11 protein-coding genes are annotated in these 15,130 nt (G+C 70.5%); 1 reads left to right on the top strand and 10 read right to left on the bottom strand.

Features of this window, described 5'->3' with window-relative positions; genetic code table 11:
- Positions 1-11 precede the first annotated feature (11 nt).
- From yjfF to araB, 6 genes are all read right to left on the bottom strand, one after another.
- Entirely contained in the window at positions 12-1,004 is a 993-nt protein-coding gene (gene yjfF, locus M8C11_RS02135) for a galactofuranose ABC transporter, permease protein YjfF (RefSeq protein ID WP_091417258.1), read from the bottom strand.
- Positions 1,001-2,071, bottom strand: coding sequence for an ABC transporter permease (locus M8C11_RS02130; RefSeq protein ID WP_120569492.1), 1,071 nt, complete (start codon positions 2,069-2,071; stop codon positions 1,001-1,003). Before M8C11_RS02130 ends, yjfF begins: the two co-directional genes overlap by 4 nt.
- On the bottom strand, positions 2,068-3,609 hold the full coding sequence (locus M8C11_RS02125) for a sugar ABC transporter ATP-binding protein (RefSeq protein WP_252448088.1): 1,542 nt from the start codon (positions 3,607-3,609) through the stop codon (positions 2,068-2,070). The genes M8C11_RS02130 and M8C11_RS02125 overlap by 4 nt, the downstream gene beginning before the upstream one ends.
- A 73-nt stretch (positions 3,610-3,682) precedes the next feature.
- Positions 3,683-4,678: an ABC transporter substrate-binding protein gene (locus M8C11_RS02120; protein WP_120569490.1), complete on the bottom strand. Its 996-nt coding sequence runs from the start codon at positions 4,676-4,678 to the stop codon at positions 3,683-3,685.
- Between the two features lie 96 nt (positions 4,679-4,774).
- Positions 4,775-5,458, bottom strand: a complete 684-nt coding sequence (locus M8C11_RS02115; RefSeq protein WP_252448087.1) for an L-ribulose-5-phosphate 4-epimerase — start codon at positions 5,456-5,458, stop codon at positions 4,775-4,777.
- A complete protein-coding gene (araB, locus tag M8C11_RS02110) occupies positions 5,455-7,137 on the bottom strand; it encodes a ribulokinase (protein WP_252448086.1) in 1,683 nt (560 codons plus the stop codon). The genes M8C11_RS02115 and araB overlap by 4 nt, the downstream gene beginning before the upstream one ends.
- Before the next feature lie 639 nt (positions 7,138-7,776).
- Here araB and M8C11_RS02105 point away from each other — a divergent pair.
- Entirely contained in the window at positions 7,777-9,432 is a 1,656-nt protein-coding gene (locus M8C11_RS02105; RefSeq protein WP_120569488.1) for a glycoside hydrolase family 27 protein, read from the top strand.
- A gap of 59 nt (positions 9,433-9,491) precedes the next feature.
- On the opposite strand, the gene mmsB is transcribed toward M8C11_RS02105, so the two are convergent.
- The 4 genes from mmsB to M8C11_RS02085 all read right to left on the bottom strand — a co-directional run bounded on the left by mmsB (position 9,492) and on the right by M8C11_RS02085 (position 15,056).
- Positions 9,492-10,742, bottom strand: coding sequence for a multiple monosaccharide ABC transporter permease (mmsB, locus tag M8C11_RS02100; protein ID WP_120569487.1), 1,251 nt, complete (start codon positions 10,740-10,742; stop codon positions 9,492-9,494).
- Entirely contained in the window at positions 10,739-12,277 is a 1,539-nt protein-coding gene (gene mmsA / locus M8C11_RS02095) for a multiple monosaccharide ABC transporter ATP-binding protein (RefSeq protein WP_120569486.1), read from the bottom strand. The genes mmsB and mmsA overlap by 4 nt, the downstream gene beginning before the upstream one ends.
- An 84-nt stretch (positions 12,278-12,361) precedes the next feature.
- Positions 12,362-13,501, bottom strand: coding sequence for a multiple monosaccharide ABC transporter substrate-binding protein (gene chvE / locus M8C11_RS02090; protein ID WP_071094585.1), 1,140 nt, complete (start codon positions 13,499-13,501; stop codon positions 12,362-12,364).
- A 202-nt stretch (positions 13,502-13,703) separates the two neighbouring features.
- Positions 13,704-15,056, bottom strand: a complete 1,353-nt coding sequence (locus M8C11_RS02085) for an endo-1,4-beta-xylanase (RefSeq protein WP_252448085.1) — start codon at positions 15,054-15,056, stop codon at positions 13,704-13,706.
- Between the last annotated feature and the right edge of the window lie 74 nt (positions 15,057-15,130).

Here is a 15,130-nt window from a genome sequence, read left to right as displayed (position 1 = left end):
GCTAGGAACCGTCACTTGAACCGGATGCCGATGAGGCGCTGGAGGAGGATGAACGCGAACAGCAGGCCGCCGATCACGATCTTGGTCCACCAGGAGTTGAGGCTGCCGTCGAACGTGATCAGGGTCTGGATCACGCCCAGCACCAGCACGCCGAGCACGGTGCCGAAGACGTACCCGGAGCCGCCGGTGAGCACGGTGCCGCCGATCACCACGGCGGCGATCACGTCCAGCTCCATCCCGACGGCGATCAGCGGCGCGCCGGACAGCGTGTAGAACGACAGCAGGATGCCGCCGATCGCCGAGCAGAGCCCGCTGATCGTGTAGACGGCGATCCGGGTCCGCGCCACCGGCAGGCCCATCAGCAGCGCCGACTGCGCGTTGCCGCCGACCGCGTACACGTTGCGGCCGAACCGGGTGTACGCCAGCACGTACGCCGCGATCAGCACCACCGCGAACGCGATCAGCACGCTGATCGACACGAAGTTGCCGGCCGGGTCGCCGATGCGCTGCTGCGACATCGAGGTCCAGAAACCGTCGGTGATGGAGATGGAGGAGTCGCTGATGAACGTGCACATGCCCCGGGCGAAGAACATCCCGGCGAGTGTCACGATGAACGGCTGGATCTCGAAGAAGTGGATCGCGCAGCCCATCAGGAAACCGAGCGTCGGGCCGATGAGCAGCGCGATCACCAGCACCAGGGCCGCGGGCAGGCCGTCGCGCAGCAACGACGCCGACACCATCGCGGTCATCGCCACCACCGAGCCGACTGACAGGTCGATACCGCCGGTGAGGATCACGAACGTCATGCCCACCGCGACGACGAGCAGGAACCCGTTGTCGATGAAGACGTTGAAGACGACCTGGACGTTGGAGAAGGCGCGGTACTGGGACACGCCGATGCCGTACATGACCAGCAGCAGGGCGAGCGTGGCCAGCACCGGGACGTGCCGCCGGGGCAGGCTGGGCCGCCAGGACCGGCCGGTGGTCAACGACGTGCTGCTCATGCCGGCACCTGCTCCTTCTCCCGCTGCGGGGCCGCCGGGCCGGGTTCGGCCCCGCGCCGGCGCCGGCGCAGCCGGGCCCGGAACGCCGGAGCCTGGACGAGGCAGACGGCGATGACGACGACCGCCTTGAACAGCAGCGACGTCTGCGGCGAGATGTTCATGGCGTACACCGTGGTGGTCAGGGTCTGGATGATCAGCGCGCCGAGGACGGTGCCGCCGAGGGAGAACCGGCCGCCGGCCAGCGAGGTGCCGCCGATGACGACCGCCAGGATCGCGTCGAGCTCGATCCACAGACCTGCGGCGTTGCCGTCGGCGCTGGAGACGTTGGCGGTGACCATGAAACCGGCGAGCGCCGCGCAGACGGCGCTGATCACGTAGACGAGGAAGACGATGCGCCGCGACCGGATGCCGGCGAGCCGGCTGGCCTCGGCGTTGCCGCCGACCGACTCGACGATCAGCCCCAGCGCGGTACGGCGGGTGAACGCGGCCACGAGCAGCGCGGCGGCGAGCGCGATCAGGATGGCCAGCGGCAGCGTCAGGAAGTGCCCGAGCCCGATCGCCCGGTACGGACCGGAGTTGATGGTGATGATCTGGCCCTCGGTGACGAGCTGGGCGATGCCCCGCCCGGCCACCATGAGGATCAGCGTGGCGATGATCGGCTGGATGCCGATGACCGCCACGAGTATCCCGTTCCAGGCGCCGAGCACGAGCGCGGCGCCGAAGGCCAGGGCGAGCGCGGTGGCCACCGTGGCCGGGCTGTTCTGGTCGGCCGCCCCGCTGATGTGCAGGCAGGCGATCGCGCCGCTGATCGCGCAGAGCGAGCCGACCGACAGGTCGATGCCGCCGGTGGCGATGACGAGCGTCATCCCGAGCGCGACCAGGATCAGCGGCGCGCTCAGCCGGAGGATGTCGATCGGCGTGCCGTACAGATGGCCGTTCTTGACCTCGACGGCGAGGAAGCCGGGACGGTAGACGGTGTTCGCGGCGATCATGACCACGAGCACGAGTGCCGGCCAGAACAGGCGGTGGCCGGTCAGCGGGCGGAGGCGGTCGGCGACGGCGGTCATCGGGTCACCTCCTCCCGGGGCGTTCCACTGGCGATGGTGCGCATGACGCGGTCGGCGTCGAGCGTGTCGTCGTTGTCGAGCTGGGCGACCATCTCCCGGTCGCGCATGACCGCGACCCGGTGGCTCAGGCGCAGCACCTCCTCCAGCTCGGCGGAGATGAACAGCACCGCCATGCCGCCGTCGGAGAGCTGCACCACCAGCTTCTGGATCTCGGCCTTGGCGCCGACGTCGATGCCGCGGGTCGGCTCGTCCAGGATCAGCAGGCGCGGCTCGGTGATCAGCCAGCGGGCCAGCAGCACCTTCTGCTGGTTGCCGCCGGACAGGTTGCGCACCGGCAGCTCCGGGTTGGCCGGGCGGATGCTCAGCGCCTCGACGTACTTGCGGACCAGCTCGTCCTGGCGGCGGCGCGGGATCGGACGCAGCCAGCCGCGCGCGGCCTGCATCGCCAGGATCATGTTCTCCCGCACCGTGAGTTCCGGGACGATGCCCTCGGCCCGGCGGTTCTCCGAGCAGAACCCGACGCCCTGGCCGATGGCCTGCATCGGGTTGCGCACCGGCGCCCGGCCGCCGTCGAGCCGGACCTGGCCGTGGTCGGCCCGGTCCGCGCCGAAGATCAGCCGTGCCACCTCGGTGCGGCCGGAGCCGAGCAGGCCGGCCAGGCCGACCACCTCACCGGCGTGGATGCGCAGGCTGAACGGGGCGACCGCGCCGCGCCGGCCCAGCTCGGCGGCGTCCACGAGCGGGGCCTCGTCACCGGCGTCGACTGTGGCGCGCTTCTGCTGCTCGTCGAGCCGCTCCAGCACGTCCAGCTCCTGCCCGATCATCTTCTCGACCAGGCTGAACTGCGGCAGCTCCTCGGTGCGGTACTCGCCCACGAGCCGGCCGTTGCGCAGCACGGTGATCCGGTCGGCGATGCCGTAGACCTGGTCGAGGAAGTGGGTGACGAACAGGATCGCGATCCCCTCGTCACGCAGCTGCCGCATGATCCGGAACAGCTGCGCCACCTCGCCGGCGTCCAGGCTGGACGTCGGCTCGTCCAGGATCAGCACCCGGGCCTGCACGTCGATCGCCCGGGCGATGGCGACCATCTGCTGCACCGCCAGCGAGTACGAGCCGAGCGGCGCGGAGACGTCGAGGTCGAGGTCGAGCCGGGCCAGCAGGTCGCGGGCCCGGCGGCGCATCTCGCCCCAGCGCACCGCGCCGAACCGGCGGGGCTCCCGGCCGATGAAGACGTTCTCCGCCACCGACAGGTTGGTGCAGAGGTTGACCTCCTGGTAGACGGTGCTGACGCCGGCCGCGGCGGCCTGCATCGGACCGGTGAACGAGACCTGCTCGCCGTCGAGCGTGACGACGCCCGCGTCGGTCCCGTAGACGCCGGTCAACACCTTGATCAGGGTGGACTTGCCGGCGCCGTTCTCGCCCATCAGGGCGTGGACCTCGCCCGGGAACAGCCGGAAGTCGACGTCGTGCAGCGCGCGGACCCCGGGGAAGGTCTTGCTGATGCCGGTCATGGTCAGGACCGGACGGTTACCCGTCATCCCATCGGACCTCTTCTTCGACGGTGGTGGTACGGGGGCCGCCGTCGGTTGCGACGGCGACCCCCGGGGTGACTCAGTACTTGCGGTTGGGCAGTGCCTCCTTGGCCTGCTCCTGGGTGAACGTGGTCTCCTCGGTCTCGATCCGGGCGGGCACCTCCTCGCCGGCCTTGACCTTCTTGACCAGGTCCATCAGCTGCGGGCCGAGCAGCGGGCTGCACTCGGCGATGAAGTTGAACTTGCCGTCCGCGAGGGCCTGCATGCCGTCCTTCACCGCGTCGACGGTGATGATGGTGATGTCCTTGCCGGGCGTCTTGCCGGCCGCGGTGATCGCCTCGAGCGCGCCCAGGCCCATGTCGTCGTTGTGCGCGAAGAGCACGTCGATCTTCGGGTTGGCCTTGAGGAACTGCTCCATCACCTGCTTGCCGCCGGCGCGGGTGAAGTCACCGGACTGGGAGGCGACGATCTTCAGGTTGGGGTTGGCGGCGATGGCCTCGGCGAAGCCCTTCTTCCGGTCGTTGGCCGGCGCCGAGCCGGTGGTGCCCTGAAGCTCCACGATGGTGACCGGGCCGGACGCCGCCTTCTTCTGCTCCACCAGCCACTCGCCGGCGAGGCGGCCCTCCTTGACGAAGTCCGAGCCGAGGAACGTCTTGTAGAGCGACTTGTCGGCCGAGTCGACGGCGCGGTCGGTCAGGATCACCGGGATCTTGGCGTCCTTGGCCTCCTTGAGCACGGTGTCCCAGCCGGACTCCACCACCGGCGAGAAGGCGATCACGTCGACCTTCTGCTGGATGAAGTTGCGGATCGCCTTGATCTGGTTCTCCTGCTTCTGCTGGGCGTCGTCGAACTTCAGCTCGATGCCCGCCTCGGCCGCCGCCTCCTTGATCGAGGTGGTGTTGGCGGTACGCCAGCCACTCTCGGCGCCCACCTGGGAGAAGCCCAGGACGATCTTGTCGTTGCCGTCGCCGGAACCGCCGCCGGTGTCGCTGTTGCCGCACGCGGCCATGCTGGCGGCGAGCAGCACGCCGGCGAAGGCCGCTATGACCGTGCGTGCCGTGCTCCTGCTTCTCATCGATTCTCCTCCGGGGTTGGATGTTCCGGGCGCGCGACCGGCGGGAACCGGCGCGGCCCGGGTGTGGTGGTGGGGGGTGCGCGGCGCTGTCCGGGGTCAGGGCGCCGGCGGGCGTTGGCCGTACACGTTCTGGTAGCGGTCGTAGAGCGAGTCGATGTCGGCCGGCGCGATCGGCACGGGCTGCCCGAGCGCGCGGGCCAGGTGTGCGGTACGGGCGACGTCCTCGCACATCACCGCGGCCTTGACCGCCGCCCGGGCGTCCTTGCCGATGGCGAAGACGCCGTGGTTGCGCATGAGCACCGCCGGTGAGCGGTGCCCGGACAGCGTGCTGACGATGCCCTTGCCGATGTCGTCACCGCCGATCAACGCGAACGGGCCGATGGGGATCTCCCCGCCGAACTCGTCGGCCTGCGCGGTCAGCCAGCACGGGATCGCCTCGCCCCGGGCCGCCCAGGCGGTGGCGTATCCGCTGTGCGTGTGCACGACGCCGCCGACCTCGGGCATCGCGCGGTAGACGTAGGCGTGCGCGGCGGTGTCGCTGGACGGGGCGCCGTCGCCGTCGACGACCGTGCCGTTGAGGTCGCAGACCACCATGGCCTCGGCGGTCAGGTCGTCGTAGTCGACCCCGCTGGGCTTGATGACCATCAGCTCCTGACCGGGTACGCGGGCCGACACGTTGCCGGCGGTCCAGGCCACCAGGTCGTAGCGGGTCAGCTCGCGGTGCAGGCGGGCCACCGTCTCGCGCAGCGCGGCCACCTGGCGGGTCACCTCGGTGTTCATCCGACCACCTCCAGGGTCGCGGCGGCGCGGTCCGCGGCGGCGTCGACGGCCGCGTTGCGGATCGCCCGCAGGCGGAGCATGACGTCGTTCGCGCCGCGACCGAAGTGGTCGTGCAACGCGCGGTACTCGGCGTACAGGGCGTCGTAGGCGCGCACGTTCTCCGGTACGGGCCGGTAGACGGCCTCGTCGATGCGCCCCATCGCGGCGGACGCCTCGTGGATCGTCGGGTACGCCCCGGCGGCCACCGCCGCGTGGATGGCCGAGCCGAGCGCCGGGCCCTGGGCGGAGCCGATGATGCTCAGCGGCCGGTTCGTGACGTCGGCGTAGATCTGCATGAGCAGCCGGTTGGAGGTGAGTCCACCGGCCACCACCAGGTCGTCGACCGGCACGCCGGCCTGCGCGAACGCCTCGACGATCATCCGGGTGCCGTACGCGGTGGCCTCCAGCAGCGCCCGGTAGACGTCCGGCGGCCGGGTGGCGAGCGTCAGCCCGACGACCATCCCGCTGAGGTCGTGGTTGACCAGCAGGGACCGGTTGCCGTTCCACCAGTCCAGCGCCACCAGCCCGTGCGCGCCGACCGGCTGGGCGGCGGCGGCCTCGGTGAGCTGCTCGTGCGAGTCGAAACCGGCCGGGGCGGCGTGGCGTACGAACCAGCCGAAGATGTCCCCCACGCCGCTCTGCCCGGCCTCGAAGCCCCAGGCGCCGGGGCTGATGCCGCCGTCGACGACACCGCACATGCCCGGCACCTCGGCCGGGTGCGTGCCGTTGAGGACGTGGCAGGTGGAGGTGCCCATGATGGCGACCAGCCGGCCGGGCCGCAGCGCCTGGGCCGCGGCGGCGGTGACGTGCGCGTCGACGTTGCCGGCCGCGACCGCGATGCCCTCGGGCAGCCCGGTCCAGGCGGCGGCGCGGGCGCTGAGCGAGCCGGCCCGCGCGCCCAGCGGCAGCAGCGGACCGTCCAGCTTGGTCACGAAGTCGGCGAAGCCGGGGTCGAGCGCGGCCAGGTAGTCGGCCGACGGGTAGTGGTCGTCCTGCCGGATGCCCTTGTAGCCGGCGGTGCAGACGTTGCGCGTCTCGGCGCCGCACAGCTGCCACACGATCCAGTCGGCGGCCTCGATGAAGCGCTCGGCCCGGCGGTAGACCTCCGGGTCCTCCTCCAGGATCTGCAGGCCCTTGGCGAACTGCCACTCCGCGGAGATCTTGCCGCCGTAGCGGCCGAGCCACGGCTCGCCGCGTTCGGCCGCCAGCGCGTTGATCCGGTCGGCGTGCGGCTGCGCGGCGTGGTGCTTCCAGAGCTTCACCCAGGCGTGCGGCCGGTCGCGCAACTGCGGGATCTCGCACAACGGTGTGCCGTTGGCGAGCGTCGGGAGCACGGTGCAGGCGGTGAAGTCGATGCCGATGCCCACCACCCGGGACGGATCCACGCCGGCTTCGGCGAGCGCGGCCGGCACCGCGTGGCGCAGCACGTCGCGGTAGTCGTCGGGGTCCTGCAGGGCCCAGTCCGGGGGCAGCGCCGGGCCGCCGTCGGGAAGCGCGGTCTCGATGACCCCGCGCCGGTACTCGTGCACCGCCGTACCCAGTTCGGCGCCGTCACGGACGCGGACCACCAGTGCCCGCCCGGACAGCGTGCCGAAGTCGACGCCGATCACGTACCGGTCGGACGCGTCCACTTCGCTCATTTGCACCTCCGCCGTGTCACGGAGTTAGTGTTAGCGCTCACATATACATCCGTCAAGACACGTCCGAGCAACAGCTGCGTAACGAGCGGCGGCGCCCGGAACCGGGGTCCGCCGCCCCGCGCGGACCGGCCCGGCCGTCGGCCCGGAGATCCACGCCACCGGCGCGGCCAGACCCCGGACCGACGCCCTGTTAACGACAACAATCGATGGAACTTCCGGAAATTCTCTCGGCACTCCCGGCACCCCTGGCCCGAGCCCTCGGACGCCGCCGCGGACCGCTCAGAGGGCCGCTCAGCGGCCCTTTTTCTCGCGACGACGCCCTCGACAGCCGGTCGCCGCAGGCCACTCGAAGGTGGCGAGCCTATTTACAGTGCTTGATGTCAGCGATAACATTTCGCCATCCCCACACACTGTGGCGCCGCTGTCCGGGAAACCCCGGCGCCGCAGCCGGGCGGCGACGGACGGCGACCCCGTCGACCGCCGGAACCCCACCACCCACGAGCGCCCGCCGGCACCGACCGGCCGCTGGAACTGCCGTGCCGCGTCCGTCCCCTGGACCACGGGCGACGCCGTGCGACCGGCGGGCCGCTCCCCTCCGGGCGCCGGCACGGACGGCGCCCGGCCACCAAGGAGGACGCAGTGCGCAAATGGACCCGACGGACGCTCGCCGTCCTGGGTGTCGCGGCGGTGGCGCTCGCTGCCACAGTCACCGACCAGGCCGTGGCCCCACGCCCCGCCCGGGCGCTGGACAACGGCGTCGCCCGGACCCCGCCGATGGGGTGGAACACGTGGAACACCTTCGGCTGCAACATCAACGAGACCCTCATCCGCCAGACCGCCGACGCGATCGTCGCCAACGGTCTGCGCGACCTCGGGTACAAGTACGTCGTCGTGGACGACTGCTGGTTCAACCCGAACCGGGACGCGCAGGGCAACCTCCAGGCACACCCGCAGCGGTTCCCCAGCGGGATGAAGTCGCTCGGTGACTACCTGCACGCCCGCGGCCTGCTGTTCGGCATCTACCAGGTGCCGCTGGACAAGACCTGCGCCCAGGTCGGCGGCGCGTTCCCCGGCGCCACCGGCAGCCTCAACCACGAGTACCAGGACGCGCGGCAGTTCGCCGCCTGGGGCGTGGACTACCTCAAGTACGACTGGTGCTCCGGCACCGGGACGATCAACGACCAGGTGGCGCGGTTCGGCATCATGCGCGACGCGCTGGCGTCCACCGGCCGGCCGATCGTCTACAGCATCAACCCCAACAGCTACCACGCCAAGACCGGGCCGCAGCGCAACTGGAGCGACGTGGCGAACCTCTGGCGGACCACCGAGGACATCACCAACGCCTGGAACACCGGCCAGACCAACGGCTACCCGATGGGCATCCAGAACATCGTCGACGTCACGGTGCCGCTGGCCGGGTACGCCGCCCCCGGCGGATTCAACGACCCGGACATGCTCGAGGTCGGCAACGGTGGCATGAACGACACCGAGATGCGCAGCCACTTCGCGCTCTGGTCGATGCTCGCGGCGCCGCTGATGATGGGTAACGACGTACGCTCGGCGAGCGCGGCCACGCTGGCGATCCTGCGCAACGCGAACCTGGTCGCGATCAACCAGGACACGCTCGGCCGCCAGGCGGTCCAGGTCTCCTTCGACGGCACCCGGCGGGTGCTGGCCAAGCCGCTGGCCAACGGCGACGTGGCGGTCGCCCTGTTCAACCAGGGCAGCTCGACCACCACGGTCTCCACCACGGCGGCGGCGGTCGGCAAGAGCGGCAGCTCGTTCACGTTGCGCGACGCCTGGACCGACGCCACCTCCAGCAGCAGCGGCGCGATCTCCGCCAGCGTCCCGGCGCACGGCACAGTGGTCTACCGGGTCAGCGGCGGCGGCACCACCACCCCGCCGCCGGTCCCGACCACGTTCCGGCTGCGCAGCGAGTCGTCCGGCCGGTGCCTCGACGTCGACAACGCCGGCACCGCGAACGGCACCGGGACGCTGATCTGGGACTGCCACAACAACGCCAACCAGCAGTTCACCGCCAACGGGCAGGCGTTGCAGGTGCTGGGCAAGTGCCTGGACGTGCCGACGAACGCCACGGCCGGCACCCGGGTGCAGATCTGGGACTGCAACGGCGGCACCAACCAGCAGTGGACGATCAACGGCAACGGCACGGTGAGCAACGTGCGCTTCCCGTCCCTGTGCCTCGACGTCGACAACGCGGGCACCGCCAACGGCACGCGGGTGATCGTCTGGACCTGCCACGGCAACACCAACCAACGGTGGAGCCGGGTGTGAGCGGCTGCGGCCGGTGAACGGCGGTCGGCCGGACGAAGGGGCGAGCGTCCGGCCGGCCGTCACCGGGCGCCGGCGGCCCGGCGCTTGTTCCAGATGTCGAACGCCACCGCGACGAGCAGCACCAGGCCCTTGACCACCGACTGGACGGACTGGTCGACGCCCATGAGCTGCATCCCGTTGCTCATCACCGCCATGATCAGGCCACCCACCATGGCGCCGACCACGGTGCCGACGCCGCCGGTGACGGCGGCGCCGCCGATGAACGCCGCCGCGATCGCGTCCAGCTCGAACATGTTGCCCGCCGCCGGCTGGGCCCCGTTGGACCGGGACGAGTAGATCACGCCCGCCACGGCGGACAGGAAGCCCATGTTCACGAAGATCCAGAAGTTGACCCGCTTCACCCGTACGCCGGACAGCATCGCCGCGGGCAGGTTGCCGCCGATCGCGTACACCTGACGGCCGAACACCGTACGGCGGGTGAGCAGGCCGTAGACGAGCACGAGCACGGCGAGCACGATCAGCACGATCGGCAGGCCCCGGGCGTGGGCGAGCTGCCAGGCGAACCACATGACCACGGCGCCGACCACCACGATCCGCAGGACGAACAGCGGGAACGACTCCACCGGCTGCTCGTGGCGCACCCGGGCGACGCGGGTGCGGAACACGCTCACCGCGTACCCGACCACGGCGAACGCGCCGATGAACAGCGTGAAGGCGTCGAAGCCCTGGCCGCCCAGCAGTCCGTTGAGGAATCCGGCGGCGACCCGCTGGTACTCCTCGGGGAACGGCGACAGCGAGATGTTGTCCAGCACGCGCAGCGTCAGGCCACGGAACAGGAGCATGCCGGCCAGGGTGACGATGAACGCCGGGATGCCGGCGTACGCGACCCAGAGCCCGTGCCAGGCGCCGACCGCGACGCCCACCGCGAGCGCGGCCAGGACGCCGGCCCACCAGGGCATGCCCTCGCGGATGACGAGAACCGCCGAGACCGCTCCGGTGAGCGCCACCACCGATCCCACGGACAGGTCGATGTGCCCGCCGATGATCACGATGACCATGCCGATCGCGAGCACCAGGATGTAGGAGTACTGCAGGACGATGTTCGTCAGGTTGCCGGGGCTCAGCGAGACGCCGTCGGTGAGGACCGCGAACAGCGCCACGATCACCACCAGGGCGATGTAGATGCCGCTCTGCCGCAGGTTGCCCAGGATCAGCGCGCGCGGGTCGCTGGTGCCGGTGTGCAGGGTCGCCGCCGCGCCGGTGTCCGGGGTGGCGATCTTCGAGGCGGGGGGAGGCTTCGTGCTGGTCATCGGACGAGATCCCTGTCCTTGGTCATGAGTTCCATCAGGTTCTCCTGGGTGGCCTCGGCCACCGGCATCTCCCCGGTGACCCGGCCGGCCGCCAGGGTGTAGATGCGGTCGCACATGCCGAGCAGCTCGGGCAGTTCGGAGGAGATCAGCACGACGGCCTTGCCGTCGGCCACCAGCCGGTTGACGATCGTGTAGATCTCGAACTTCGCGCCCACGTCGATGCCCCGGGTCGGCTCGTCGAGGATCAGCACGTCCGGGTCGGTGAACAGCCACTTCGCCAGCACGACCTTCTGCTGGTTGCCGCCGGAGAGCTTGCCCACCACGGACATCACCGTCGGCGCCTTGATGTTCATGTCGCGCCGGCCCCGCTCGGCGACCTGGATCTCACGGTTGCCGTCGATCCAGCCGCGCCGGGCCAGCTTGTCGAGCGCGGCGGCCGAGATGTTTCCCCGCACGTCGTCGATGAGGTTGAGGCCGTAGTGCTTGCGGTCCTCGGTGGCGTACGCGATGCCGTTCGCGATCGCCTCGGCCACCGTCCGCGCCCGTACCTCGCGGCCCCGGACGAAGAGCCGGCCGCTGATGTCGCGGCCGTACGCCCGGCCGAACACGCTCATCGCCAGCTCGGTGCGCCCGGCGCCCATCAGGCCGGCGATGCCGACGACCTCCCCGGCCCGTACGTGCAGCGACGCCCGGTCGACGACTAGGCGGTCCTGCGTCGGGTGGCGCACCGACCAGTCCTCGATGCGCAGCACCTCGTCGCCGGGCGTCACGCTGCGGGTCGGGTAGAAGGCGGCCAGGTCGCGGCCGACCATGCCGCGGATGATCCGGTCCTGGGTGACGGCGCCGTCGGACATGTCCAGCGTCTCGACGGTACGGCCGTCGCGGATGACAGTGGTCGAGTCGGCGACGGCGGTGATCTCGCCGAGCTTGTGCGAGATCATGATGCAGGTGATGCCCTGGTCGCGCAGCCGGCGCATCAGGTCCAGCAGGTGCGCCGAGTCGATGTCGTTGAGGGCCGCGGTCGGCTCGTCGAGGATCAGCAGCCGCACCTTCTTGGACAGCGCCTTGGCGATCTCCACGAGCTGCTGCTTGCCGACGCCGAGCTGGATGACCGGGGTGACCGGGTTCTCGTGCAGCCCGACCGACCGCAGCAGCGCCGCGGCCTCCGCGTTGGTCCGGTGCCAGTCGATGAGCCCGCCGCGGCCGCGGCGCTCGTTGCCGAGGAAGATGTTCTCGGCGATCGACAGGTACGGCACCAGGGCCAGTTCCTGGTGGATGATGACGATGCCGCGGGCCTCGCTGTCCTGGATGCCCCGGAACCCGACCGGCTCGCCGTCGAAGACGATCTGGCCGTCGTAGCTGCCCGCCGGGTAGACGCCGGACAGCACCTTCATCAGGGTGGACTTGCCGGCGCCGTTCTCACCGCAGATCGCGTGGATCTCGCCGCGCCGTACGGCGAGCGAGACGTCCTGGAGCGCGGTCACGCCCGGGAAGGTCTTCGTGATGCCACGCATCTCGAGGATGTGATCGCTCATGGGTATCCGTCCTGCTCGTGGTCGTGGTGTCCGGAGCGGACGGGCCCGGTGGCGCGGGTGGCCGCCGGGCCCGTCGCCGCGGGGTCAGCCGGCCCGGCCCGCGGCGACCTCCTGCTCGGTCAGGTAGCCGGAGTCGATCAGGACGGACTTGATGTCCTCCTTGTAGACGGTCTGCACCGGCAGCAGGAACGCGGGCACGACCTTGACGCCGTTGTTGTACGCCTTGGTCTCGTTGGCCTTCGGCTCCTCCTTGCGCAGGAACGCCTCGGCGGCGATGACCGCCTGCTCGGCCAGCAGCCGGGTGTCCTTGAACACCGTCGAGCTCTGCACGCCGTCGTTGATGAGCTTGACCGAGGCGACCTCGGCGTCCTGGCCGGTCACCACCGGCATCTTCTTGGCGCCGCCGCGGTAGCCGGCGTTCTGCAGCGCGGTGATGATGCCCCGGGACAGGCCGTCGAACGGCGAGAGCACGCCGTCGACCTTGCTGCCGTCGTTGTAGCTGGAGGTGAGCAGGTCCTCCATCCGCTTCTGCGCGGTCTCCTGCTGCCAGCGCAGGATGGCGGCCTGCTCGATCTTGGTCTGCCCGGACTTGACCTTCAGCGTCCCGGCGTCGAAGTACGGCTTGAGCGTGTCCATCGCGCCGTTGAAGAAGAACCCGGCGTTGTTGTCGTCGAGCGAGCCGGCGAACAGCTCCACGTTGAACGGGCCGGTCGCGGTGCCCTTGGCGCCGTCCTTGGTGAGCAGGCCGAGCCCGACCAGGAGCGCGTTGGCCTGCGCCACGCCGACCTTGTAGTTGTCGAAGCTGACGTAGAAGCTGACGTTCGGGCTGTTGCGGATGAGCCGGTCGTAGGAGATGACCGGGATCTTCGCGGCCGCGGCGGCCTGGAGCTGGCCGCTGAGCGCGGTGCCGTCGATCGGGGCGATGACCAGCACGTCCGCGCCCTGGGTGATCATCTGGTCGATCTGCTGCGACTGGGTCGGGATGTCGTCCCCGGCGTACTGGAGGTCGACCTTGTAGCCCTTCGCCTGGAGCTTCTCCTTCACCGAGTTGCCGTCGGCGATCCACCGTTCCGAGGTCTGCGTCGGCATCGAGACGCCGATCGTCAGGTCGCCGGGCTTGGCCGAGCTGGTGTCTCCGCCGCCTCCCGCGCCCTCGCCGCTGCAGGCGGCCAGGCTGATCGCGAGCGCGGCACCGCTGAGTGCGGCCAGAAGTCGTCTGCGCACGAGCGTCCTCCCTGTCGTGGCGGTCCCTGTGACACAGGTAACCCTCACGGGGAGTGTTAACGCTCACAAGTTGCCCCGTCAACCAATCGCGCGAAATGCGCATGTCTCTTTCTCGTAACAGAGACGGCAGTCCAGGTCGGACGGGACCGGCGTGGCGGGGCACCGCGGGGGCGACGGCGCGCCGCCCCCGCGGTGGCCCGGCTCAGGTCGCGGAGCAGGTGGGCGTCATGCCCGATCCACTGCCGTTGCCCTGGAACCCGAACTCGGTGCTCTGACCGGCGCCCAGTTGGCCGTTGTAGTCGACGTTGGTGAACCGCACCGTGCCGCTGTTACCGCTCGCGGTGGCGCTCCAGGTGTTGGTGATGCTCGCGCCGCCCGGCAGCGTCATGGTGACAGTCCATCCCCGGGTGCCCGACGAGCCGGCTGTCACCTTCACGTTGGCGACGAAGCCACCGGTCCAGGAGTTCAGCGTCACCGATGCCGTACACCCGCCCTGGCCCGGCGGCGGCGTGGTCGGGTTGTTCGGCGGCGGGGTCGTGGTCGGCGGCGGGTTGTTCCCGCCCGCGTTGAGCGCGTCGAGCACGGCGTTGTACGCCGCCTTCTTGTTGCCCGAGCAGTCGAACAGCAGCGCGTTGTCCGAGCCGCGCCACGAGTCGCAGTCCCGCACGCCCCACACCGTGATGCCGGTGCAGCGCGACACCGCCAGGCAGGCGCGGGTGACGGCGGCGTAGATGTTCGCCTGGTTGCCGCCGGTCATCACGTCCAGCTCGGTGATCTGCACCTCGACGCCCAGGTCCGCGAAGCGCTGGAGGTTGGCCTGGTAGTCACCGGGAAGCGTGGTGCCCAGGTGCGACTGGAAGCCGACGCAGTCGATCGGCACGCCACGCGACTTGAAGTCGCGCACCATGTTGTAGATGCCCGTCGACTTCGCGTTGATGCCGTCGGTGTTGTAGTCGTTGTAGCAGAGCTTCGCGCCCGGGTCCGCGGCGCGGGCCGCCCGGAACGCGGCCTCGATCCAGTCGTTGCCGGTGCGCTGCAGGTTCGAGTCGCGACGCCCGCCGCTGCCGCCGTCGGCGAACGCCTCGTTCACCACGTCCCAGGCGTAGATCTGCCCCCGGAAGTGGGTGGCGACCTGGGTGACGTGGTTGATCGCGGCGTTGCGTAGCGCGCTGCCGGACAGGCCCTGCGCCCACGACGGCTGCTGCTGGTGCCAGAGCAGCGCGTGCCCGCGCACCGACATCCCGTTCGCGCGGGCGTGGCTCACCAGCCGGTCGCCGCCGCCGTAGCTGAACCGCCCCTGCTGCGGCTCGGTGGCGTCCCACTTCATCTCGTTCTCGGCCACCACGGAGTTGAACTCGCGGTTCAGCACCGTGGCGTACGTGTTGTCGGACAGCTTGCCGGTGGCGACAGCGGCGCCGAAGTAGCGGCCCTTCTCGGCTGCCGCCGCGCGCAGCGTGGTGCCGGCGCTCGCGGCCGGCGCCAGGGCCACCGCCATCCCGGCGGCGAGCGCGCCGGCCAGGATGCCGGTGGTCAGCAAGGCTCTCTTTCGTCTCATGCGGATTCCTCTTCCGGGGGTTGCGCGATGGTGGTGGTGCGACTCCTCGACCCCCGCGTCCGGTGGCGGTGGTG

The sequence above is a fragment of the Micromonospora sp. CPM1 genome, assembly GCF_023896895.1.
Taxonomy (GTDB): domain Bacteria; phylum Actinomycetota; class Actinomycetes; order Mycobacteriales; family Micromonosporaceae; genus Micromonospora; species Micromonospora tulbaghiae.
The sequence above is the reverse complement of the archived record's forward strand: the minus strand, read 5'-3'. Positions and strand labels throughout refer to the sequence as shown.

Excerpts from the sequence above, each read along its gene's own strand:
- yjfF (WP_091417258.1), bottom strand. The coding sequence starts at position 1,004 with ATGAGCAGCACGTCGTTGACCACCGGCCGGTCCTGGCGGCCCAGCCTG.
- M8C11_RS02130 (WP_120569492.1), bottom strand. The coding sequence starts at position 2,071 with ATGACCGCCGTCGCCGACCGCCTCCGCCCGCTGACCGGCCACCGCCTG.
- M8C11_RS02125 (WP_252448088.1), bottom strand. The coding sequence starts at position 3,609 with ATGACGGGTAACCGTCCGGTCCTGACCATGACCGGCATCAGCAAGACC.
- M8C11_RS02120 (WP_120569490.1), bottom strand. The coding sequence starts at position 4,678 with ATGAGAAGCAGGAGCACGGCACGCACGGTCATAGCGGCCTTCGCCGGC.
- M8C11_RS02115 (WP_252448087.1), bottom strand. The coding sequence starts at position 5,458 with ATGAACACCGAGGTGACCCGCCAGGTGGCCGCGCTGCGCGAGACGGTG.
- araB (WP_252448086.1), bottom strand. The coding sequence starts at position 7,137 with ATGAGCGAAGTGGACGCGTCCGACCGGTACGTGATCGGCGTCGACTTC.
- mmsB (WP_120569487.1), bottom strand. The coding sequence starts at position 10,742 with ATGACCAGCACGAAGCCTCCCCCCGCCTCGAAGATCGCCACCCCGGAC.
- mmsA (WP_120569486.1), bottom strand. The coding sequence starts at position 12,277 with ATGAGCGATCACATCCTCGAGATGCGTGGCATCACGAAGACCTTCCCG.
- M8C11_RS02085 (WP_252448085.1), bottom strand. The coding sequence starts at position 15,056 with ATGAGACGAAAGAGAGCCTTGCTGACCACCGGCATCCTGGCCGGCGCG.